This window comes from Treponema ruminis (assembly GCF_014201975.1).
GTDB lineage: Bacteria > Spirochaetota > Spirochaetia > Treponematales > Treponemataceae > Treponema_D > Treponema_D ruminis.
On sequence record NZ_JACHFQ010000001.1, the window covers coordinates 601,360 to 624,017 of the forward strand.

17 protein-coding genes are annotated in these 22,658 nt (G+C 45.5%); 11 read left to right on the top strand and 6 right to left on the bottom strand.

Features of this window, described 5'->3' with window-relative positions:
• Nucleotides 1-64: 64 nt before the first annotated feature.
• Nucleotides 65-1,828: an energy-dependent translational throttle protein EttA gene (ettA, locus tag HNP76_RS02495; RefSeq protein WP_184657121.1), complete on the top strand. Its 1,764-nt coding sequence runs from the start codon at nucleotides 65-67 to the stop codon at nucleotides 1,826-1,828.
• A 56-nt stretch (nucleotides 1,829-1,884) separates the two neighbouring features.
• On the opposite strand, the gene HNP76_RS02500 is transcribed toward ettA, so the two are convergent.
• Entirely contained in the window at nucleotides 1,885-2,382 is a 498-nt protein-coding gene (locus tag HNP76_RS02500) for a hypothetical protein (protein WP_184657123.1), read from the bottom strand.
• Between the two features lie 96 nt (nucleotides 2,383-2,478).
• Here HNP76_RS02500 and HNP76_RS02505 point away from each other — a divergent pair, with 96 nt between their 5' ends.
• Together HNP76_RS02505 and rocF are read left to right on the top strand one after the other, a co-directional pair.
• Nucleotides 2,479-3,657, top strand: coding sequence for an NAD(P)-dependent malic enzyme (locus HNP76_RS02505; RefSeq protein ID WP_184657125.1), 1,179 nt, complete (start codon nucleotides 2,479-2,481; stop codon nucleotides 3,655-3,657).
• A gap of 15 nt (nucleotides 3,658-3,672) precedes the next feature.
• The gene (rocF, locus tag HNP76_RS02510) at nucleotides 3,673-4,581 is read left to right on the top strand and encodes an arginase (RefSeq protein ID WP_184657127.1); all 909 of its coding nucleotides are present in this window, start codon (nucleotides 3,673-3,675) and stop codon (nucleotides 4,579-4,581) included.
• A 93-nt stretch (nucleotides 4,582-4,674) separates the two neighbouring features.
• Here rocF and HNP76_RS02515 read toward each other — a convergent pair whose 3' ends face one another.
• Both HNP76_RS02515 and HNP76_RS02520 read right to left on the bottom strand, forming a co-directional pair.
• Nucleotides 4,675-6,864 carry a B12-binding domain-containing radical SAM protein gene (locus tag HNP76_RS02515; RefSeq protein WP_184657129.1) on the bottom strand — a complete coding sequence of 730 codons (2,190 nt, stop codon included), beginning with the start codon at nucleotides 6,862-6,864 and terminating at the stop codon, nucleotides 4,675-4,677.
• 9 nt (nucleotides 6,865-6,873) lie between these two features.
• The gene (locus HNP76_RS02520; RefSeq protein WP_184657131.1) at nucleotides 6,874-7,920 is read right to left on the bottom strand and encodes a Gfo/Idh/MocA family protein; all 1,047 of its coding nucleotides are present in this window, start codon (nucleotides 7,918-7,920) and stop codon (nucleotides 6,874-6,876) included.
• Nucleotides 7,921-8,023: 103 nt separating this feature from the next.
• Between HNP76_RS02520 and HNP76_RS02525 the strand changes: the two genes are divergently transcribed.
• The 4 genes from HNP76_RS02525 to HNP76_RS02540 all read left to right on the top strand — a co-directional run bounded on the left by HNP76_RS02525 (nucleotide 8,024) and on the right by HNP76_RS02540 (nucleotide 11,244).
• Nucleotides 8,024-8,845, top strand: a complete 822-nt coding sequence (locus HNP76_RS02525) for an Mrp/NBP35 family ATP-binding protein (protein WP_184657133.1) — start codon at nucleotides 8,024-8,026, stop codon at nucleotides 8,843-8,845.
• Nucleotides 8,846-8,936: 91 nt separating this feature from the next.
• Nucleotides 8,937-9,914, top strand: coding sequence for a tRNA-dihydrouridine synthase family protein (locus HNP76_RS02530; protein ID WP_184657134.1), 978 nt, complete (start codon nucleotides 8,937-8,939; stop codon nucleotides 9,912-9,914).
• 106 nt (nucleotides 9,915-10,020) lie between these two features.
• Nucleotides 10,021-10,845 (top strand): outer membrane lipoprotein-sorting protein, encoded by an 825-nt coding sequence (locus HNP76_RS02535; protein WP_184657136.1) that lies wholly within the window; start codon nucleotides 10,021-10,023, stop codon nucleotides 10,843-10,845.
• Nucleotides 10,846-10,935: 90 nt separating this feature from the next.
• Nucleotides 10,936-11,244, top strand: coding sequence for an isoamylase early set domain-containing protein (locus tag HNP76_RS02540; RefSeq protein WP_184657138.1), 309 nt, complete (start codon nucleotides 10,936-10,938; stop codon nucleotides 11,242-11,244).
• A 128-nt stretch (nucleotides 11,245-11,372) separates the two neighbouring features.
• Here HNP76_RS02540 and HNP76_RS14305 read toward each other — a convergent pair whose 3' ends face one another.
• Nucleotides 11,373-14,702 carry a DNA translocase FtsK gene (locus tag HNP76_RS14305; protein WP_246462666.1) on the bottom strand — a complete coding sequence of 1,110 codons (3,330 nt, stop codon included), beginning with the start codon at nucleotides 14,700-14,702 and terminating at the stop codon, nucleotides 11,373-11,375.
• A gap of 37 nt (nucleotides 14,703-14,739) precedes the next feature.
• Here HNP76_RS14305 and HNP76_RS02550 point away from each other — a divergent pair, with 37 nt between their 5' ends.
• Complete coding sequence (locus HNP76_RS02550) at nucleotides 14,740-15,663, top strand: alpha-hydroxy-acid oxidizing protein (protein ID WP_246462668.1); 924 nt, start codon at nucleotides 14,740-14,742, stop codon at nucleotides 15,661-15,663.
• A gap of 2 nt (nucleotides 15,664-15,665) precedes the next feature.
• On the opposite strand, the gene HNP76_RS02555 is transcribed toward HNP76_RS02550, so the two are convergent.
• Entirely contained in the window at nucleotides 15,666-16,592 is a 927-nt protein-coding gene (locus HNP76_RS02555) for an aldose epimerase family protein (protein WP_184657142.1), read from the bottom strand.
• A 76-nt stretch (nucleotides 16,593-16,668) separates the two neighbouring features.
• Between HNP76_RS02555 and HNP76_RS02560 the strand changes: the two genes are divergently transcribed.
• Both HNP76_RS02560 and sppA read left to right on the top strand, forming a co-directional pair.
• Entirely contained in the window at nucleotides 16,669-17,313 is a 645-nt protein-coding gene (locus tag HNP76_RS02560; RefSeq protein WP_184657150.1) for a DUF975 family protein, read from the top strand.
• A 1-nt stretch (nucleotide 17,314) separates the two neighbouring features.
• Nucleotides 17,315-18,409 (top strand): signal peptide peptidase SppA, encoded by a 1,095-nt coding sequence (sppA, locus tag HNP76_RS02565; RefSeq protein WP_246462670.1) that lies wholly within the window; start codon nucleotides 17,315-17,317, stop codon nucleotides 18,407-18,409.
• 25 nt (nucleotides 18,410-18,434) lie between these two features.
• Here the strand turns inward: sppA and HNP76_RS02570 are convergent, their stop codons facing one another.
• Nucleotides 18,435-19,088 (bottom strand): LuxR C-terminal-related transcriptional regulator, encoded by a 654-nt coding sequence (locus HNP76_RS02570; protein ID WP_184657152.1) that lies wholly within the window; start codon nucleotides 19,086-19,088, stop codon nucleotides 18,435-18,437.
• A gap of 207 nt (nucleotides 19,089-19,295) precedes the next feature.
• Between HNP76_RS02570 and HNP76_RS02575 the strand changes: the two genes are divergently transcribed.
• Nucleotides 19,296-22,571 carry a carboxypeptidase-like regulatory domain-containing protein gene (locus tag HNP76_RS02575; protein ID WP_184657154.1) on the top strand — a complete coding sequence of 1,092 codons (3,276 nt, stop codon included), beginning with the start codon at nucleotides 19,296-19,298 and terminating at the stop codon, nucleotides 22,569-22,571.
• Nucleotides 22,572-22,658: the final 87 nt, after the last annotated feature.

Sequence of the window (22,658 nt, forward strand, 5' to 3'; positions counted from 1 at the left end):
GAAAGACCCCGCCAGACCCCATTATTTAAAGACAAAATCTTCTATTTAATATATAATTTTAAGCATGGCAAAGACATTCGACGATAAAAAAATCATTTACACGATGGATCGCGTTTCCCGCGCGTATGGAACTAAAGTTGTACTCAAAGACATTTCCATTTCTTACTATTACGGAGCAAAAATCGGCGTTATTGGTGAAAACGGTGCCGGTAAGTCTTCACTTTTCAAGATTTTTGCAGGAATCGACAAGGATTACACCGGCGAAACAAAACTCCTTCCGGGCTACTCAATGGGATATCTGGAGCAGGAGCCTTATCTTGAGCCGGGAAAGACCGTTCTTGAAGTCGTTAAAGAGGGCGTAAAGCCGATTACAGATTTGCTCGCCGAATTTGACAAAGTAAACGAGGCTTTCGGTGATCCTGATGCTGATTTTGACAAGCTCTGCGCACGTCAGGCAGAAATTCAGGAAAAGCTTGATGCAGCCGACGCATGGAACCTTGATTCAAACCTTGAGCTTGCAATGGACGCACTCCGCTGTCCTCCGGGCGACCAGGTCGTAGACGTTCTTTCCGGTGGTGAGCGCCGCCGAGTTGCCTTGTGCCGACTCCTTTTGCAGAAGCCGGACATCCTGCTTCTGGACGAACCTACAAACCACCTCGATGCAGAGACAGTCGCTTGGCTCGAACGCCACCTCAAGGACTATCCGGGCACAATCATCGCTATCACTCACGACCGCTACTTCCTCGACAATGTAGCCGGTTGGATTTTGGAAATGGACCGCGGTGAAGGCTATCCTTTCAAAGGAAATTACTCAGAATGGCTTGAGGCAAAGGAAAAACGCCTTGCTCTCGAAGAAAAACAGGCTTCAACCCGCCGCCGCGAAATGCAGGAAGAGTTGGAGTGGATTCACGCCGGAGCAAAAGGCCGTCAGGCAAAGCACAAGGAACACATCACAAAATACGAAGCCCTGCTTGCAGAAGAATCAAAGCGCGTTCAGCTTAAGGACACACAGATTTCAATTCCGGCCGGTCCTCGTCTTGGAAGTGTCGTAATCGATGCAGAAAAGCTCACAAAATCATTCGATGACAAGCTTCTCTTTGAAAACCTCGACTTCCATATTCCGGCAGGAAGCGTTGTCGGAATCGTTGGTCCTAACGGTGCTGGTAAAACTACACTCTTCAAGATGATTGCAAGTGCCGCAGGTCAGGAAATCGAACTCCCAGACGGCAAGATGGGCAAGGAGCTTCCTGATTCTGGTTCAATCAAAGTGGGCGACACTGTTAAGCTCGTCTACGTTGACCAGATGCGTTCAAAGCTCGACCCGAACAAGACAATCTACGAAATGCTTTCAGGTGGAAGCGACCTCGTTAAGCTCGGTGCAGTTGACGAAAAAGGCCGCGCCCTCAACGGTGCAGTCCGTGAAATCAACGCACACGCATACTGCTCTTGGTTCAACTTCAACTCAGCAGAACAGAACAAAAAAATCAGCGTTCTTTCCGGTGGTGAAAAGAACCGCCTCAATATGGGTATGATGTTCAAGGAAGCAGGAAACGTCCTCATGCTCGACGAACCTACAAACGATTTGGATATCACGACAACCCGTTCCCTCGAAGAAGCCATCAACAGCTTTGCGGGTGTAGTTCTCGTAATCAGCCATGACCGCTACTTCCTCGACCGAATCTGCACTCACATCCTGGCTTTCGAAAACAACTCGGAAGTTCACTTCGTAGAAGGAAGCTGGAGCGATTACGTCGAATGGCGCAAAAACGTCCTCGGAATCGACGACGACGTTCCTCATAAGACAGTTTATCGTAAGCTTACAAGATAAAAAAAATCCCGCCTGTTCTTGAAGCAGACGGGATTTTTTATGTTCAAATCAGATGATTATTTTGCCTGGCTTGGGTGCTGGATGTGAGCTGCGCCCAAAATTGAGCCGACAGCTGCTGTGATGAGGCCTGCCAAAACCAGATATCCGCCGACACTTGTGTAACCGAAGATTGGTGTGACCGGGCTTGTGTAGAATTTTGTGTAAGCGCCGAACATGTCTGTGAGGGCCGGTGCGATTGAAATGACTGATGCGATTTCAAAAGCGAGGGCAAGCAAAGTTACGATGATGTCGCCGACGATTGTCTTTGTGCAGAAGAACAATGCGATTCCTGCGATTGAGCAAAGCCATGTGATTACGATGAAAGTTGAGTTGTAAGCAGATGGTGCTTTGTTGAAGTAAGAAGCTGCTCCAAAAACGTTCTTTAATACAGTTCCTGATTCATCTTTGAGGAAAAATGTTGGAATCATAAATCCGATAAAGGTGAGAACCATTCCTGCGAGGAAAATTACTCGGTCGAGAGAGCGTTCTTTTTTAAGTGTTTCGAAATATTTCATTTTTTATAAGGCCTCCTGTAAAAACTGTACCTATATTATAATTATATACGATTCTAGCAGTTTATTAATCACAATTTTTGTACTATAATGACCAACATGAGTACAATTTACGAAAAAGCACTTGAAAAACATGTAGAATGGAAGGGCAAAATTTCAACTGAATTGAAAATGCCTTTGGAAAATCGTGATGACCTTTCTGTAGCTTACACTCCTGGAGTTGCAGAACCTTGCCGCCAGATTCATAAAAATCCTGATGATGCGTATAAATACACATGGAAAGGTAATACTATTGCCGTAGTTAGTGATGGAACCGCTGTTCTTGGCTTGGGCGACATCGGTCCTGCAGGCGGCCTGCCTGTAATGGAAGGAAAATGTGTCCTTTTCAAGAAGTTCGGCGGAGTTGATGCCGTTCCTCTCTGTATCGACACAAAAGACCCACAGGAAATCATCAAATTCTGCAAGCAGATTGCACCGACTTTTGGCGGAATCAACCTTGAGGATATTTCGGCTCCACGCTGTGTAGAAATCGAACGCGCTTTGATTCGTGACTTGGACATTCCGGTCTTCCATGATGACCAGCACGGAACTGCAATCGTAGTAACTGCCGCTGTAATCAACTCACTCAAACTCACTGGCAAAAAGGCCGAGGACTGCAAGGTAGTTGTTTCAGGCGTAGGCGCTGCCGGTTCTTCAATCATGCGTATGCTCTACAACCTCGGAATCAGAAAAATCTACGGTTTCGGAAGCAAAGGCATCATCCTCAAGGAAGACTACGACAAATATGACTTCCTCAAAAAAGAAATCACAGAATTCACAAACCCAGAGAATAAACGTTACACACTCGCAGAGGCAATGAAGGGTGCTGATATTTTCGTCGGCGTTTCTGTTCCAGGCGTTGTCACAGAAGAAATGGTCAAATCAATGGCTCCAAAATCAATCGTTCTTCCAATGGCAAATCCTGAGCCGGAAATCACTTACGAAAAGGCAAAGGCTGCCGGCGCATACATCGTCGGAACTGGCCGAAGCGACTATCCTAACCAGATTAACAACGTTCTTGCTTTCCCGGGACTTTTCCGCGGCGCACTCGACTGCCGTTCACGAAAAATCACCGAGGAAATGAAGATTGCGGCTGCCCGTGGTTTGGCTTCACTCATCAGCGACGAAGAACTTGCTCCTGAGCTTGTAATTCCAAGTGCATTTGACGAGCGTGTTGCTCCAACTGTTGCAAAAGCAGTTGCAGAAGAAGCCCGCAAAGCAGGCCTTGCAAGAATTTAAAAGGTTTTTGGGAAGATGAACATTCGTATTCTTGAAATGCCATTGGATTATGGTGCAAGCCGTCACGGTGCGGATATGGGCCCTTCAGCTATCCGACTCGCAGGAGTCAAGGAACGCATTGAAGGCCTTGGTCACAAAGCCGTCCAGTGTTTCTCACCGATTCAGATTAACCCCCAGGAATTCGAGACTGTGGGCAATCCAAAGGCAAAATATCTTGCTCCGATTGTGCGTGCGAATACTCAGCTTGCCGAAGAGGTCGAAAAGACTGCTTCTTGCGGGGATTTCCCTCTTATTCTTGGCGGCGACCATTCGATAGCTCTCGGCTCGATTGCAGGTCTTTCTGCCGCTTACAAAAAGAAGGGGCTCAAGCTCGGCGTTCTTTACGTTGACGCTCACGGCGATTTTAACACGGATGAAACTAGCCCTAGCGGAAACATTCACGGTGAGTGTATGTCTGCAAGCTGCGGTTACGGCCTTCCTGAGCTTACTAATTTGTATTTTGACGGACAGAAAGTTGATCCGCGTAACGTCTGCTATGTCGGCTTGCGAAGCGTTGATGAAGGCGAGCGCGAGCTTATGAAACAGGCTGGAGTCAAAGCCTACACGATGACCGACATTGACCGCCAGGGCTTTAACGAAGTCATGCGGCATGTACTCAGATTTTTCAAGCAGAAGGTTGATGTAGTTCACGTAAGTTTTGACATGGACTGTCTTGATCCGATGTACGCACCGGGAACAGGCTATCAGCTTCCGGCCGGCATGACAAACCGCGAGGCCCTTCTTTTAATGGAAGAAATGTGCGATCTCGGTATGGTACGCTCTGCCGAAATCGTGGAAGTGAACCCGGTTCTCGATGTTCGCAATCAGACAGCTGCCTTTGCGGTAGACTTAATCGCGCGACTTTTGGGCGAAAAGATTTATTAGGGGCGCAATCAATTTCCTGCCGCTGTTCCGTGGTTCGCTAACGCTCATTGCCTTTGGCAACGCTTCGCGCCACTCCATAGCGGGCGCCGCATTTTATGGTAATACACACAATCCTTTGCCTCGGAATTCAGTTTCCGGGGCATTTTTTTTGGCTGTGTAAAATTCACCCATGTAGAACCAGCCGATTTTGCCGTTTGCAAGCGGGACTTTTTCTCCGCCGAGCCAGAAGATTTTAGCTTTGTCTTCGGGGAGAGGCTTTTTGAAAATTTCGTCTCGTTTTGCTTCGTATTTTTCGATTATTTTTTCAATAAAATCTTTGGGAACTGTCGGGCGGGCAACCTGGAAGTCGAACCATTTCTGGACAGGTTTTTCCAGGTCTTCGCCGTGCATCCACTGGTTGAGGGAATAGTCGAGGAAAGCTCCGTATTTCTGGGATTTTTTCTCTCCCTCAAAGTGAAGGCCGTTTTTGGCGAAAAGAGGGGCGTTCTGTTTTTCCTGGGGATCGATTGGCTTTAAATCCGGGATTTTGCCTTCAGTCCATTCCTTGTAAACGCGCGAGTGACGTGTGAGGACGAACTTGTGCCAGAAGCATGAATCCAAAAGTCCGTTTGCGTAGAACTGGCGCAGGGTTTCCATAGAGTTGATTAAATCCTGCTCCTTTTCCCACCAGTAGCCGTAAATCATGTAGGCGTGGACGAGGATTCCGGCTTCCTTAAAGGCACAGCAGGCTCCGACGATTGACTCCAGATCCGTGCCCTTGTGGATTGCGTTAAGTCCGTTGCCTGTTGCAGATTCAAGTCCGGCTGAAACTCCGATTAAGCCGCCGTAAGCCAGAAAGTCTGCCACATCGCGGGTAAATGATTTTTCAAAGCGGACGTTTCCCCACCAGGTAATCGGCGAGCCGTGGGCGATGTTTTCGCGGGCAAAGGCAATCATGAGGGCCGGGGGCATTGCTTCGTCAACAAAGTGAATTCCGTAAACGCCCTTTTCCCTGCACTGGGCGAGGAGTCCTTGATATAACTTACTAACGTTAGTTGGACAATATCCTTTGACATAATCCAGAGTAACATCGCAGAAAGCACATTTGTGCCAGTAGCAGCCGTGGGCCATGTAAGCCTTAATCCAGCTGCCGTCCGACCAGAGCCGGTGCATTGGATTCGTGTCGTCAATCAGCCGCGGGTACTGGGAAAAATCAATGTCCGAAAAATCCGGAATCAAAGAAGATGTAATTTCCTTTTCATAAGCTAACGACTGTTCGTAAGTGTCAGAACCTTCCCCAAGCGGCGGAATCACGCAAACCGAGCCGGAATCATTAACAAACTGCCTGAGCTTGAAAATGGGTTCACTTGCCCCTGACAAAGAGTCAATTCCTAATTGCTCAATTCTCATTGCCAATTCTTTGTAAGAAGCATAGCCCCGGTCATAGCAAATGGCATCGCAATATTTAACTAACGAAGGTTCGTTTGTCTCGCGCAATTCTGTATTAACAAATCCGCCGCCAAAGCAGACATAAACCGAGTCCCCGAATTGTTTCTTAAAGAATCGTCCGGTAGCCAGTGCCGCCGCAAAAGTCCCCGCAAAGGGAATTGAAATGAGGACGAGGCTTTCCCCCTCAGCAATTTCTAGCTTCCTCAAAAGAGACTCATAAAACTCCTTTAGAATCGGGCTGTCCGCGCCTTTCTCAACTTCCGCAAAACTTGACTCGCTTACCGTCAGACTTTCCGCATAGCGCACCAGAGAAAAATTCCTGTCAAAAGCAATCGTGATAAAATCCGCAAGATCCGCCAGGGCAAAACTTGCAAGCGAGCGGGCATCGTCCGTGGTCAAATCGTGGCCCAGATTCGCAAGATAATTTTCCATTCGGTTTCCGCGCGGAACATGGGCGCCAAAAACAAAGCGGTGGGCATTTTCATAGCCCGAAGAAATATTGTCGCGCGAGCCCGGCCGCAAAATCGCCGTGATAAAATCAATCCATTCAATCCACAAATCTTTCTGGGCAAGATAGCGCCGGAGATTGAATGCCGTCGCCTCGTCACCTGACTTTTCGGCCTGGTCTGCCAGCTTGAGGGCATTTTTTTCGCAGAGGGAAAAAAGTTTTGTAAGGCCTGAGCGTGAAAAAATCTCGTAGTAAAGGGCAAGGCTCAAATCGAGCCATTTTGTTTCGTGACCGAGAGATTTGAAAAATGCGGAGAGATAGGCACCGCTGGGATAAGCCGTGTTGAGCTGCACGATTGGCGGCTGGATAATCAAAACATTTGTTTTGGCTGTTTTTTCCTGAGACATTCTTTTTTCCTAAAACTTTGCCTTAATTTCTTCGAGAACTTTTAAATCTGAAATCGCATCTTCAAGCGGAGAGACAAGCTCAGAATTTCCGTCGAGAAAATCCACCGCGTTTTGAATCATTCCGCTGAAATAACCTGTCTTTTTGGGCAGCTTGATCTTTTGCCTGGTGAGCGAGTAAAAGCCTGTGTAGAGTTTGGATTCTTCGCGAAGGTAAAGCTCGGCAAATCCGTTTCCAACGCAGATTTTTCCAAGAGTGCCGAGGATTTCAATTCTGAACTCAAAGAACTTGCTTCGGCCGCTCATTTTGAAGGTGACTTCCGGGATTGTGCCAAACTGACTAACGACCGATTGGTAGTGAGCAGAGAAATTTCGCACAATGCCTTTTTCATCCTTATGAACGCCGGAAACAAGTGGATTTGATAATGATGCTTTCAGCAAAAACTGCAGGATGTCGACCAGATGGGTTCCGTCGTGCAGGAGCGAATAAGTTCCGTCCTTTTCAAATTCCTCACCGTAAATACGCAGACCGGAATCCAGTTCTCCTGTTACAGACTGAATGTCTCCGATTTTATCAATTAAACTTACGACCGATAGATAGTCTTTTGCAAATCTTCGTTCATGATTTACCATTACAGGAACGCCGCATTCCTCAGCCTTTGCACGGATTTTTTCGGCTTCCTCGGAATTGAGGGCGACCGGCTTTTCCAGAATCACCAGCCTGGGTTTATATTCAATTGCCTTTATGCATTCTTCGAGGTGATTATCTTCATTAACTGCAACCGTGATGATGTCGAGGCAGGTCACATTTTCGTAAAGTTCCTGGCTGGTCGGAAAAACCAGGGTAAAGTCATTTTTGCCGTTATGCTTTCGGACATATTTCCGCCACTTTTCAAGATTTTCTTCGTTGGAGTCGGCGGCTGCAATCAGCTTGATTCGCTTGTTATTGAGAAGTGCCATGGTATGACTGGCAGGCTGTTCGCGCTTTTTGTCAAAGCCAAGCGAAAATCCAATCCGCCCGGTGCCAACAATCGCGGCATAATAATGCTTTTTTTCCATAAAATTATTATAAGAAAGCATTTCGTTTTGTGCTAGTTTATTATTGTCTTCCACTTCAAATTTTATTATCTTAATAACGAGTAATCTCAAAGAGGTATTTTAAATGGCAGAAGAATGTACCCACAACTGTTCGACATGTGGTTCAAATTGTAAATCAAAAGACTTGCGCGCCACTCTCCGCGAAGGAAGCTGCGTTAAAAAAGTAATAGGCGTTGTATCTGGAAAAGGTGGCGTTGGAAAATCCCTCGTAACAGCCCTGCTTGCCTCAAAAATGCGAAAGGCGGGCTTTAAAACAGCCGTTCTCGATGCCGACATCACCGGTCCCTCAATCCCGACAAGTTTCGGTGTTTCTGACCAAAAGGCAACCGGCGACAAGACAGGCACGATTTATCCTGTAAAAACTGAAACTGGAATCCAGCTCATGAGCATGAATTTCCTTCTCGAAAAGGAAACGGACCCGGTTTTGTGGCGTGGTCCGGTAATCGCTGGTGCAGTAAAGCAGTTCTGGACTGATGTTGAATGGCGTGACGTAGACTTTATGTTCGTCGATATGCCTCCGGGAACAGGCGACGTTCCTCTTACGGTTTTCCAGTCTCTCCCGGTTGACGGAATTGTGGTCGTGTCGTCACCCCAGCAGCTTGTCCGCGTGATTGTCGAAAAGGCAGTTAAAATGGCAAACATGATGAAGGTGCCGATTGTAGGTCTCGTCGAAAACATGAGCTATGTAAAATGCCCTCACTGTAACGAGGAAATCAAAGTCTTCGGTGAAAGCAACATCAACGGAATCGCAAAAGATTACGGAATCCCGGTTCTGGCCCGAATACCGATGAGCGAGGACATTTCCAAGGCAATCGACGAAGGCGACGTAGAGCGATTGGACGCCGATTTCCTCGATGCCGCAGTTGATTTGATAAAAGCAATATAAATAAAGGGGGAAAGCCTTCCCCCTAGCGCCCACTTCGTTGGTCGCTACCCCCATCTGCGGGAAAGCCCGCAACGCCCTATCTGGATAATCTATGAAACTTCTTCTTGCGCCGATGGATGCAATTACGCATCAGGCTTTCAGGAATCTTGTTGAACGCTTCGGCGGCTGCGACGAGTATTTCAACGAAATGATAAACGCCTCATCCCTGCTGAATAACGGTCCCTGGGAAAAATTTTATCTTTTGGAAGGGCCGGATTCTCAGAGGCTTGTCTGGCAGCTGACCGATAAAAACGGCGAGAAAATGGCTCAGGCGGCTGGTCTTCTGGCTGAGCGCGGTGGAATCGGCGTTGATTTGAACATGGGCTGCTCGGCTCCCCAGATTGCAAACACCGGCGCCGGAATTGCCTGGATGACAAAGCCGGTTTCTGAAACTCAGGCAATGGTTCACGGCGTAAAGTCTGCGCTTGAAAATGCTGCAAAGGACGGCCGGCCTGCAAAAAGGCTTTCGGTAAAGCTGCGACTTGGAGATCAGGATTTTACCCTCGAAAAATTCTTTGAGTTTACTGACATGCTCGTTGGCGAGGGAGTTCAGATGCTCACCCTTCATCCGCGAACTAAAAAGGAAAAATACCGCGAGCGTGCCCGCTGGAACTTCGTCGAGGAACTTGCCCTGCGATACCCGGAAATCCCGGTCAACCTTAATGGCGATGTAAAGGATGTAGCAAGTTTTGAGGAAGCAAAAAAAGCCGCCCCACATGCTGCCGGAATTATGATTGCCCGCGCCGCCGTCCAGAAACCCTGGATTTTCGCTCAGCTTTCCGGTCGTTCCTGCGAGCCGATTGACTGCGAGCAGCTTGCCCTTGATTTCATCAGCGGCGTGGAAGAGTGCCAGCCTCCCGAATTCTGGAAGACCCGCCTTCAGAGATTCTTTGCATATTACTGCCTCAATTTCAGCTTCGGTCACTATTTCCAGACCCAGATGATAAACGCAAAAGACAACGAAGATGCCCGCGCCCGCTTAAAAGAATATTTTACAAAGTGCCCGGATGACAAAACTTTAAAAATATGATAGTAATGCTATCAAAGTCTTTTATCCTCTTGCTTTATTTTAAAATTGTGTTAAAATACTTAAAATAAACTGAGAGGATTCAAAAGTAGCCAAAAAGGAGCACAAAATGAAAATTAAAGTATTTGTTATTATTTCACTTTTGCTTGCATCATTCGGTCTTTCTGCACAGACTGCGCAAGAAATCGCTAAAGTTTTTTGTGATTTGGACAGGGTTCCTGATTACAACTATTCAACCATCATTCTCGAAAATATCGAAAAAGACGGTAAAAGAGAGACCATCGAATTGTGGCAGTATGGCAGTGGTGTTGATAATGGACTCAAAAATGTAGCATTTGATTTTAAAGCTCCTGCAAGTGTAAAGGGTATGAGGGTTCTCCAGTTGGAAAAGCTCAAAAAAGCCGACGACCGCTGGGTTTACATGCCAAAACTCCGCCAGTCACGCCGAATTCCAATGACAGAGCGCACAAAGTCATTCGGCGGCACAGAGCTCACTTACAACGACATGACAATCCGTAACGAGGACGAAGATAAAAATGAAATCGTTGAGAACGAAGCTAAAATCACTGTTAACGGTAATTCGTATTTATGCTGGAAAATGAAGTCAACTCCATATAAAAAGAGCGAAGTTGAATATTCTTACCGCATGTCATGGTTTGACAAAAAGACATACATCCCTGTCCGAATCGAATACTATGATTCAAAAAACAACATGATTAAGCTTTATGAATGTCTCAAAGTTGAGATGGTTAAGGGTGCGACAGGCATTGAATATCCTCTGCGCCGTTCAAATATCATCACCAACCTTGTTACAGGGCGAAAGACAATCGCGACTGTTAAAGATTTCGTATTCGATGAGCCGATTTCTGACGCATATTTTGCCCAGCACTGGCTCACAACCGGTAAAGCACCAAAAATCAAAGGCAAGAAATAAAATTAATATTGAAGAAAACTTAAAAAAACTTGCAAATAAATTTTATTTGGTATAGAATAGTTTATCGATTAAAAAACAAGGGGCTTTATCATGGCTTTGAAGAAATCTTATTCAAAAGACAAAAAAACTTGTAACGTAACATTCTCAGTGTCTCCAGAAGCCGCACAGGGTGCAAAAACAGTAACGATTGCTGGAGATTTCAATAGCTGGAGCAGCACAGAAACTCCTCTCAAAAAAGGTAAGGACGGTTCTTTCTCTGTTAAACTTTCTCTTGAAGCTGGCAAAGAATATCAGTTCCGCTACCTTCTCGATGGTTCTCGCTGGGAGAACGACTGGGCCGCTGATAAATACATTCCGGCTCCATTCAGCTCAACAGACAACTCAGTAGTTATCTGTTAATCGATTTATAAGACAGGTAACTCAAAAATAAAAAAGCGGTCGGAATCGGGGTTGCGACACAAACTCGCCTGAGCTTTGCTCACTGCGATGTTTGGGGCGCGTTCCCGCTGGGAGACCGCTTTTTTATTTTAAGGCACATGGATTACTTCGCGGGGTTTACTTCCGTTGGCAGGACCAACGATTCCCCGGGCTTCCATATCTTCAACCAGACGGGCTGCACGGTTGTAGCCGATTTTAAGCCGCCGCTGAATGTAGCTTGCGCTTGCTTTTCCAGCCTGAATAACAATCTGCAAAGCCTGATCGTAGAGAGGATCTTCGCCGTCGCTGAACAAGCCTGGCTCCTCTTCAATTTCCTCATCATCATCAACGAAAATCTCGTCGTCAATGTAGTCAGGACCGCCGAATGTTTTGACGTAATCAACTACGCGCTCAACCTCGTTGTCACCGACCAGAGTTCCCTGAATTCGGGTTGGAATCGGGTTGACGGCTGAGGTGTAAAGCATGTCACCCTTGCCCAGCAGTTTTTCTGCACCGATGCTGTCGATGATAATCTGTGAATCCTGTCGGCTCGCAACCATGAATGCGATTCGGCTAGGAATGTTGGCCTTGATAAGACCGGTGATTACGTTTACGGAAGGTCGCTGGGTTGCAAGAACAAGGTGGATTCCGACTGCACGGCTCATTGCTGTAAGTCGGGCTACGCTTGTTTCAAGCTCTTTTCCGCTGGTTGCCATCAAGTCCGCAAACTCATCGATGATTACCACGATGTAAGGCAGTTTTTCGGTTGCGATTCTGCGTTCACGGATTCGGGTGTTGTAACTCATGATGTCACGGACGCCCATTCCATCGAGAAGGGCATAACGTCGTTCCATTTCACAGATACAGTACTGCAAAACCTGAAGGGCTCGTTTTGGCTCGGTTACGACCGGAGTGAGCAGGTGAGGAATGTCATTGTAAAGCTTCAGCTCAACTACTTTCGGGTCGACCATAATCAGTTTGACGTCCTGTGGCGAGCGGTTGTACAAAATAGAAAGAATAATTGAGTTTACACAGACTGATTTTCCGGCACCTGTCGCACCAGCAATCAAAAGATGCGGTGTTTTTGCGATGTCGATAATCTGTGACTGACCGGAAATATCCTTTCCGAGAATGACAGGGATTGCCATTTTCTTGTATTCAGGAAGATTCTGCTCGATAATTTCGCGGAATGATACGATTGCCCGCTCTTTGTTCGGGATTTCGATGCCCACAGCGTGGCGGCCTGGAATCGGAGCGACGATTCGCACTGATTTTGCGGCCAGGGCAAGGGCAATGTTGTCCTGAAGGTTGACGATTTTGCTGAGTTTTACGCCCGGAGCCGGGAGCAGCTCAAACATTGTGACAACCGGACCTTTTCGGATTCCAGTGACTTCGGCTTCAATTCCGAATTCATTCAAAGTCTGCTTGAGGTTTTCGCCGGCGGCCTTTGTCTCGTCGTCAATGCGCCAGTATTCTTCGTTTTCAAATTTTTCGAGCAAGTCTGTCGGGATTGCGTACTGGCTCAGTTTTCGGAGAGGTGCCGGTTTTTCACTTTCGCCCTCGGCCTTTTCAGAAACGGCTGCCTGCTGAGCCAAAGCCAGATCCTCAGGATTTTTAACGACCGGATTTGCGGCGGCGTCAGCTTCCATTTGTGAGAAAATATCTTCTACGCCCAAAGGCTCTTCCTGGTCTTCTGCAGTTTCAAAAGGCTCATCGTCAATTTCTTCATTAACTGGTTCTTCCGGGCTTTCTGCTATGTCTTCGATGTTGATAAAGTCAGCCGGGTTTTCATCATCCTGGGGATATTCAACAATTTCCGGCTCAGAAACTTCGTCTTCTGCGAATTCTGTTTCAGGCTCGCTTGCAAGCTCAGGCTCTGTGTCCGGGAGTTCTTCAAAATCAAGCTGGGAATCAATGTCATCTTCGATTTCGACAGCCTCTTCAACATCATCGTCTTTCGGCTCTTCTGTGATTTCAGCGGCTTCCTCAACGTCATCGTCTTCGGCAAATTCTTCGAATGCACTTTCTTCTTCAGCTTCATCTTCCTGGAAAGAGACTTCCGGGACATCCTCTTCCTGAAGTGCGTCCGGGATATCCTCAAAGAAATCTTCGTCTTCCGGGTGAGACTCTTCTTCTGAAAGATTTTCAAAATCATCTTCGCCAAAAGAAACCGGGCTTACATCGTCCATCTGGTCAAATTCGTCCTGAAAGTCCTGGGAATTTACAGGGAGTGCAGATTCTTCCTCATTGGTAATAAATTCCGGCTCATCACTTTCGTTTGCAGTTTCTTCAATTACGGTTGGTTCGTTAAGCTCGCTTGAAGCAAGTTCATCTTCTTCATCTGCCGGGGCGATTTCATCCTCGTCTTCGGAAATCAATTCTGCTTCTCCGCCGATTACAGGCTCGCTTTCATCGAATTCTTCGTCCGGGAGTGCCACGTCCTGGAAGTGAGATTCCTCTTTTGGAGCAGAAAATTCTGTCTCAGAAGTAATATCTTCTTCTTCTTTTGCTGGAGGCTCTTCTTTCTGCTGGTCGAAAATGTGGTCGAATGGAGAAGGTTCTTCCGGCAGCTCTGGCTCGGCAAAATCTTCATCATCGAGAAGTTCGTCTTCCGTAACGGCTTCCGGCAGGTCTTCTGATTCTGCAAAGCCTTCGTGCTCGATAATTGTCGGCTCGTCAACCAAGGTCGCATCGTCGTCTGCTTCCTGAGCCTGGGGCTTTCCGTCGTTAATCAAATCTTTGAGGACTTCTTTCTGCTCAAGGAAAAGGCGGTCTTTTGAAAGGTCCAGCTCTTCTTCCTTGGGCGGAGTCTTCTTGTTGCGTGAGAAAAATCCCCTTCGGACAATATGCACGTCGTCATCATCGAAAGGAAGCTCTTCTTCGTCTTCAAAATAGTCATCGAGTTCGTCTTTTTCTCCTGTTTCCGGGATTACAACTTCTTCTTCCGGCTGGTTCAGGTGACTGTGGGCGAGGAATTCTTTCGTTTCGGCAGTTTCAATCAGTGAATTTTCAATTACGTCGCCCAAAATCGAAAGAAGCAGGTATTCTGCGGCAATAATTAAAGAACCGATGAGCAGAGTCGAGCTTATTTTTACCAGCATTACCGTGTCGCTTTCATTTGCTATAATCATGCGGCAGATGTGTTCAACAGCATCGAGAGTAAAGAAAGGAACAATCGAGCCAATCAGCAGGACTCCGTTCCTGAACCGCCATTTTGCGTTAAAGCATTGTATTCCGGCGACAATCAGAAAAATCGGAATACAAATTGACGTAAAGCCGTAGACACCGGTGAACATTTTACCCAGCGCATAGAAAAGCGTGTTTCTGGCAGGGCTGATTTGTCCGAAATCAACTGCGACTAAAAGTAATGATACAGAAATTAATGCTGCGAGAACAAAAAGAAGGATGCCCGCAACAATTGAACATTTTTGGCACTTCATACTTTATGATTATCGGATAATTCGCTATACTATTTTAGTGAGTGAAAATAATTTTAAATGCAATTTTTGCAAAGTTTGTAACGGAAAGGGGTGTATTGGCCAGCTGCCTGGAATGGGCGGCGTCCGCAAAAACGAAAATTTCATCCTCAACTGTTCTGCTTGGGAAAATGTACGCAACAATAATATAGAAAGAATTAAACAATTTCTTGACCTGGAGCCGGAATTCCGCATTCCTCAGATTACGATTGCTCCAATGACCGGTGCCGTTGAGAACATCGGTTTTGGTCAGGAATCTGATTTTTACGATGCGATTATCCAGGCCATGCACAAAGTTGGCGTTGGTCTTTCGATTGGCGACGGCTATCCCGACGAAAAGCTCAAATTTGGAATTGAAGCCCTGCAGAAAATCAAAATCGAAGCGCCACAGGCAGAAACTTCCGTCTTCATAAAGCCATATTCCAACGAGCGGATTTTTGAGCGTTTTGAATGGGCGAAGGATTGCGTAAAAATTGCCGGAGTAGACATTGATTCCTACAACATCGTCACGATGCGGAATCTTGTCAAACTCGAAAAGAAATCTGCGGCCCAGCTGATTGAAATCAAAAACCATATTAAGATTCCCTTTGCAATTAAAGGAATTTTCACTCAGGAAGACATTGAACTTGTAAAGGAAGTAAAGCCCGACATCGTCTATATTTCAAATCACGGCGGGCGGGTAGAAACCCGAAAGGGCAGCACGGCAGAATTTTTTGCCAGCCACGTTGATGAACTCAAAAATTATTGTGATGAAATCTGGGTTGACGGCGGAATCCGAAGCCCGCGCGATGTTGCCACGGCAATGGCTCTTGGTGCTGATTGCGTTCTGGTGGGCCGGCCATTTGCAAGCGCACTTTGCCACGGCGGTCCTCAGGAACTGTGCGGCAAAGTGCTTGAATTGAGCCTGCTTAAATACGGCTTTTAGTTTTATTTCTCAATTGTAATGCTCTGATCTGCTGTGAAGGATTTTCCAGGCTCCAGGGCAATCAATCCTGCTTTTTCTTCCCATTCGTGCTCGGTGTTCTCGGCATCAGGGAGACCGTACCAAGGTTCAATGCAGTTAAATCCGTTTCCGGCGGCTCCTTCGCTGCCTTTTCCGCCCTGCCATACCATGAGATATGGATAGCCGAAGCAGTTTACTTTGATGAGGGAACCGTCTTTTTTGTTGCGCAAGCCCACCCAGTTTGATTTGAAGGCTGTAAAGAAGTGACCGTTTCCAAATCCCTGGTCTGTAATCGGGATGATTCCGGCTTCTTTTTCACCGTAAGGCTTGGTGCAAGGGGCAGTTCCTTCCTCATCGACGGCAAGCTGAGCCTGGTCATTTAAAAGGACTGTAGTGAGAGGCTCTCTGCGCTCAAATTCGTACTGATAGTCAGCGTTTGTAGTGCCGGCCGGGTCAGTGTTTCGCGGGCAGCAGAAAGCGGTATGGCTTCCGACAGAGAAAAGCATGGTTTTGCTGTCTGTGTTTGTGACGGTTGTTGTGAAGACAAGGCCGTTTTCCTTTAATTCATAATGAGTCTTGAGGCTGAATTTCCATGGAAATTTTCCGGCTGTTTCCGGGCTTTCAGTGAGCTCAAAAGTTGCGCTTGTTTCACTTTCTTCTATTATATTGTGTTCCAAATCGCGGCTCATTCCGTTGTTTACGAGATTGTATTCAGTGTCGCCGTAAGTGTAGAATCCGTCTTTGATGCGGCCGACATGAGGGAACAAAACTGGCGCGTGGAATTTCCAGACGCTTTCCGGGCCTTCAAAAACATATTTTGTGCCGTCTTTTACGCTCTGGAAGGAAGTGATTTCGGCTCCATGCGTGTTGAGAACTACCTGGTAGTTAGAATTTTTAAGTGTGATTGTCATGAAGATATTTTATCATAATCTATTATCTTTTCGCAAATAGTGCTAGAATGAAAATAATCTAAAAGGAGAAGAAAAAATGTTTAATCGAGTTCAGTATAAAAAAGACGCTCTTTCAACCTTAAAAAATAACTGGTCTGTGCCATGTCTTACGGCAATCGTTTATCTGATTCTTACAGCCCTTTCAAGCACAGGAACCGGAATCCTCAGCGCCTGTGTAAGCGGAATCGTCTGCGTGGGAATGATTTTTACCTTTATGAAGATGATTGTTGCCCAGCACTCTGTCGTAACATCAGCAGAAGCCGCCGAAAAAATCACTTTCAGCTCTTTCCTCGAAGGAATCGAAACCCGCTGGCTGTCAGCACTTTTGGGCAGTCTCTGGAATCTCCTTTGGGTTTTCCTCTGGTCCCTTTTGTTTGTAATTCCTGGTATTGTAAAGGCTTACAGTTATTCGATGATGTTCTACGTTCTTGCTGAAAATCCGAGAATCGGTGCGATGAAGGCAATGGACATCAGCAAAGTTCTTACTCAGGGCCACAAGGCAAATCTTTTTGTGATGGACATGAGCTTTTTGGGCTGGGCATTTTTGTGTGCGATTTCATGTGGAATCGGCTTTGTCTGGCTCATTCCATACATGACCATGACCGAAACTTACGCTTACTACGACTTAAAGCGAATGGCCTTTGCACAGGGCAAACTTACACCGGCAGATTTCGAGGCATAAAATGAAGCACAAGAAAGGACTTATAATTTTAATCATCATCGCGGCACTTTCCGTAATTTTTGGAGCCAGATCAATCTATTCAAAAATCACGTCAAAACCAAGTTTCTCTTTCACTTTTAAAAGCGGCTCAGATTCTGATGGCGAAGATTTCTACGACGAATTTGACGAAGACTTTGACGGCGAAGATTTGGACAGGGGTGGGGCCTTCAACAAAATCATCAGCATGGCCAAAAACAAGGATTTGGACGAGCCTGTAATCAGCACAAAAAAGCCTTACGTTTCAGTAATCTACATCAACGGCGTAATTTCAGAAGAAAATAAAACTTATAACCAGAAATGGCTGCTCAAACAGATTAAAAAAGCCAAGACTGACCCGAATAACCGCGGAATTTTGCTCAACATCAATTCTCCGGGCGGCACGGTTTACGAATCAGACGAAGCATATCTGGCCCTCATGGAATACAAAAATTCCACAAAAAGACCGGTATTTGCCTTCTTCGGAGCCCTTGCGGCAAGCGGCGGCTATTACATCGGCTGCTCGGCTGACACAATTTTCGCTAACCGCAACACGCTCACAGGTTCAATCGGCGTAATTGCTGGCGGAAGCCTCGATGCGACAGGCCTTCTCGACAAAATCGGAGTCAAAGTCACGACAATCACGGCCGGCCGAAACAAAAACATGGGCAACTACAACTCACCGCTCACCCAGGAACAGAAAGAAATCATGCAGTCAATTGCTGATGAAGCCTACGAGCAGTTCACGGGAATCGTAGCCGACTCACGAAAAATGAGCCTTTCAGACATAAAGGAACTGGCTGACGGCAGAGTCTACACGGCTGCCCAGGCACAGAAAAACGGCCTGATTGACCAAGTCTGCTCATTCGATGAAGCAAAGGCAAAAATCCGGGAAATCTTGAACAAAGATAGCGAAGATAAAAAAGAAGAAAACGTCAATTTTATCGAAAGAAAATACCGTTTTGAGGAAAGCTGGATGTCGCTTCTTTCAGGAGCCGCAAGCCTTGCAAAAAATCCGGAAGCAAGCGTTTACGGACTTTTGGGCAGCAGCGCCGGCAAATGCTTGTATCTGTATCAGTAAGGATTGCCGGGCTTGACCCGATAATCTATAGTCCCTCGCTGGCACTTATGCCCATAAAATTGAAAAGCTGGTTTTTGTCTGTGACGGCGGCTTTGGAGTAAATGCTGGAGAGGTGATTTTCTATCGTGCGCTTGGAAAGCCCCAGTTTTTCCGCAGTGTCCATGTTGTTTGCGCCCTCCTGCATGCACTTGAGCACCTTCTTTTCGGTTTTTGTGAGGGTGGCAAGAAAGGAATTGAACTGATTGATTCCTTCTTTTAGCTCGTTCTGAATGAAAAGCCCGCCCGCCGCAACAATTTCGATAGCGTTGAGAAGGGTAGGAAGGGGCGCATTTTTGGACACAAATCCCCTTGCTCCAAAATCATCCATCGCAATATGCGCGTAACAAGCCGCATCCATTATCGTAAAGACAAGGGGGAGAATATTTTTGCCGGAATAGCGCATGGCAGAGAGCAGGGCGGTTCCGTCGATGTTGTCCTCGCCGCCTGACTTTTTAAAAGAAAGCTCAGTTATCGCTACAATCGGCCCGTCGCCGGTCTTTGCGTGACTGATTATTTCTTCTGCGTCCATTAAGTTGCTGGCCTGACCCAGAATTTTGCAGCCCGCATTCTTGCTCAGATAGCTTGAAAGGCCCTCTAGTGCAACCTGCTGGTTGTCAAAAATGAAAATTTGACACTTCATAGAATCTCTAAATTCTCCATTTTTATTATTTTTCTCTTATTTTTCTTAATAAAATTTAATAAAATTCTTAAAAACCGTGCGTTATACTCATAAATTTTTCTGAAATCTATTTTAACATACCCTTTGAATAATCGCTAGTATTGGGTTGACATATTTTTTGTCAGCCTCGTATCGGAGATTAGGACTATTTTCAAAACGGAGGTTTTTATGAAAAAACTTTTGCGATTAATTTCGGTCGCAACCATGCTTCTCGCAGCTACATCTTTCATGGCTTGTAGCAGCGATGATGATGACGATTCAGGTGCACGCAGCGCTTCTGAGCATGCACGTGGAGCTATCGTTGGTGTTGTTCTTGACAACAGGGGTGAACCTGTTGAAGGCGCAACAGTCACTCTCGGCAATAAAACTGCTTCAACAAACCGTGGCGGTGAATTCATACTTGAGAACGTTGATGTCAACGATCCAACAGTAAAAGCCGTTCAGACAACTGCTTCTACTAGCGGTACACTTGTACCGGCTACATCTACAAATGTTCCAACAACAGGCACTACTTATGCTTATACATTGACTGTAACAAAGAACGATTACATTTCTGCCCTTATTAAGGGTGTATATGTTTCTTCTGCTGAGAACATCGGTGGAATCGAGGATGCACGCCTTTCAGCTTTGAAAGATCAGTATGCAACAATCCTTAATTCTTACGCTACTGCTGTAGGCACAGGTTCTATAGTTGCAAGTGCTACAGGCGATGGCTATGGTGCTACTATTAAGGATAACGAGGACAAATCTGCTACAATGACAACTGTTGCAAATGCCCTCAAGGAAATCCAGAAGCTTTATTCAGAACTGGGTACAACATACAGCTCAACATGGGCTGAAGGTACACTCATTCCTTTGAATGCTTCTTTGAGCGGTAAACTCAAGCTCAATCCTTCACCAGCAACAGCTGAAGTTTTCAGCGAGACAACTTATCCAGCTCCAAAAGACACTGTTGTAACAGTTACTTATAAATCGGCTGATAGCAACGCTCCTTATACATTCGATTCTAAGACAGACGCTGAGGGTAATTTCAAATTTGAAAAACTCCCATCTGGTGTTCCTCTCTCAATTAATGTTGAGGGATTCACAGCTAAAGCTGGCGAAGTTGAGGCTTACTTCTCAACAGACGTTGGTTTGTCTACATATCGCTCAAATGCCGCAGAGCTCCTTAACAACGGAAGCTATAATGATTCAACTGCAACATCTGCAGCAACAATCAAAATTGACGGCAATTCTTTGAATGTTGCTGGTGTTGACATTATGCTCTTCGCTCAGCTTGAGAAGATTTGGGTTAAAGAAACAAACCTCATCAAGAACAACAGCGCAGCACTTATCAGTGTTAAAACACCACTTGAATTCACATTCAACAAAGCTATCCAGCGTGTTGACATTGCAGGTTCTGGTTTCCAGGATGTTAAAGATGAGAACTACGTTGTAACAATCGACAGCACAGATGCTAAGAAAGTTACAATTACTCCAAAAGATGGCATTTGGACACCAAAAGCTGCTGGAAATCAAACAACTGATGCTAAAGCTGGCGAAGTTCGACTTTCAGTTCTCGCAGCTGATGGAACTAAAGAACTCTTGAATGACAAGTTTACAGCTTACTTTGATACAACAATCTACGTTGAAATCAGCGATTCTTCAAAGGACGATGTTGAGCTTGGTCTTACACAGCCAGTTAAACTTACTTTCTCTAAACCAATGACAACTGCAAGCGTTGTTGCTTACGAAACTTATTCTTCAAAAAAATTGACAAACGCTTTCTCTAAGAGTTGGAATGAAGGAAAGACAGAGCTTACACTTACTCCAACAACATTCTGGGACACAGTTTCAGATGCTGACGGAAAAGTTGTATTCACTGTAAAAGGTCTTGCACAGGATTTGACAGACGATGTTAAATACTGGAAAAACAATGTTGAAGTTGATACTACAGGAACTGAGCCGAAAAACGTTGGTCTTATCGCTTACTTCGATAACAAGATTGACGTAACTGTTGCAAAAGTTGATGACAAATCATTTACTCTTACATTCTCTAAAGCAATCAAAGCTCTTACAAAAGATGACATTGCTACTGCTGTAACTGTAACACATGCAACAACAAAAGCTGGTCTTGCTACTTCAACTGCTGCTGTAACTGACTTTGAAGCTAAATTCAACGATACAAACACAGTTCTTACAATCAGTGCTAAAAACAATGACTTTGCTAACACTGGATACTATCGCGTAACTCTTGGCGAAGCTGTAGTTGGTAAAACTGGTGAAACAAAATTCCGCGCTGCTGGAACAACAAATATTCTTACAACAAAGAACTTTGACACAGACTTCACAGTAGGCCCAGAAAAATTCGCTGAAACTGCTGTTGAAATCGTAACAGAACTTCCTGCTGGTGCTGAGCAGTCACGTGCTGCATTTGTAACTGCAGAGAAATATCTTAAACTTACATTCAACAAAGCTGTAAGAAGTTCTAAACTTTTAGTTTATGACAAATCTTCAACTTCTTACAAAGATGTAAACAACTATGTAGCTGACAAATCAGTTTACCTTGCTCTTAACAAACTTTCTGACGAGTCAGAACTCAAAGTTCAGGGTACTGTAACTGCTGTAGACGGTGCTACAAAAACATGGGAAGTTGGCAAAGAACTCGAAACAGGTTATGCTCTTTCTAAGCTTACATACAAGATGGTTTCTACAAGCCTCTATAAAGAAACTGTATCTATCGCAGCTGGACAGAACGATGCTAAAGTAGAAAAGATTCAGCCAACAGACAGCATTACATTCACATTCGATCAGGATGTAAGCACTGCTAAATGGACAGCTGAGCTTTATGACAGCGATAAAGTAGGTTCAAATGACCTTACTCAGACTTCTTATGCTGTAACTGCAACTGCTGCTGGAAAAGTAGTAACTGTAGCTTTGACAGAAGCAAGCAAGAAACTTGACTTTGGTAAGACATACTACCTTTCACTTAAAGCAACAAAGGGTAATGATGTTGACACAGTTGTATTGTTCAATACTGACAAAGCAACTGCTGCTGACTTTGCTAACCTTGTTTCTGATCCTACAGCTTCACTCTCTACAAAGATTCTTAAAAAAGCTGTTGGAGAGCACAACTACATCAAAATCGAAACTGTAGGTTACTACGTTGTTCCTGCTGGAGACAAATCTGCTACAACTAAGTTTGACGACTTCAAGAAGTCTATCAGTAGCCCAATCGTAATTGAATTCACACAGGACATCACTGGCTTCACAGCTGTTCTTGCTAACAAAGATACATCTTCAGGTACACCTTATTTCTACAGCTGGAAAAAGGTTGCTGACGTAGACGCATCTAAGACTTATGCTTCTACTGCTGTAGTTGATGGAAAGAAACTTACAATTACTCCAAAATATGCATTCACAAGCGCGGCTGTAGTTGTTCCTTACGTATTCAATGTGGTCTGACCCCCATTTACGTTACGCTTTTTAAGGGATGAACCCCATATAAGGTTACACCTTATAAAGTACTGAACCCAATTATAGGTTACAAAT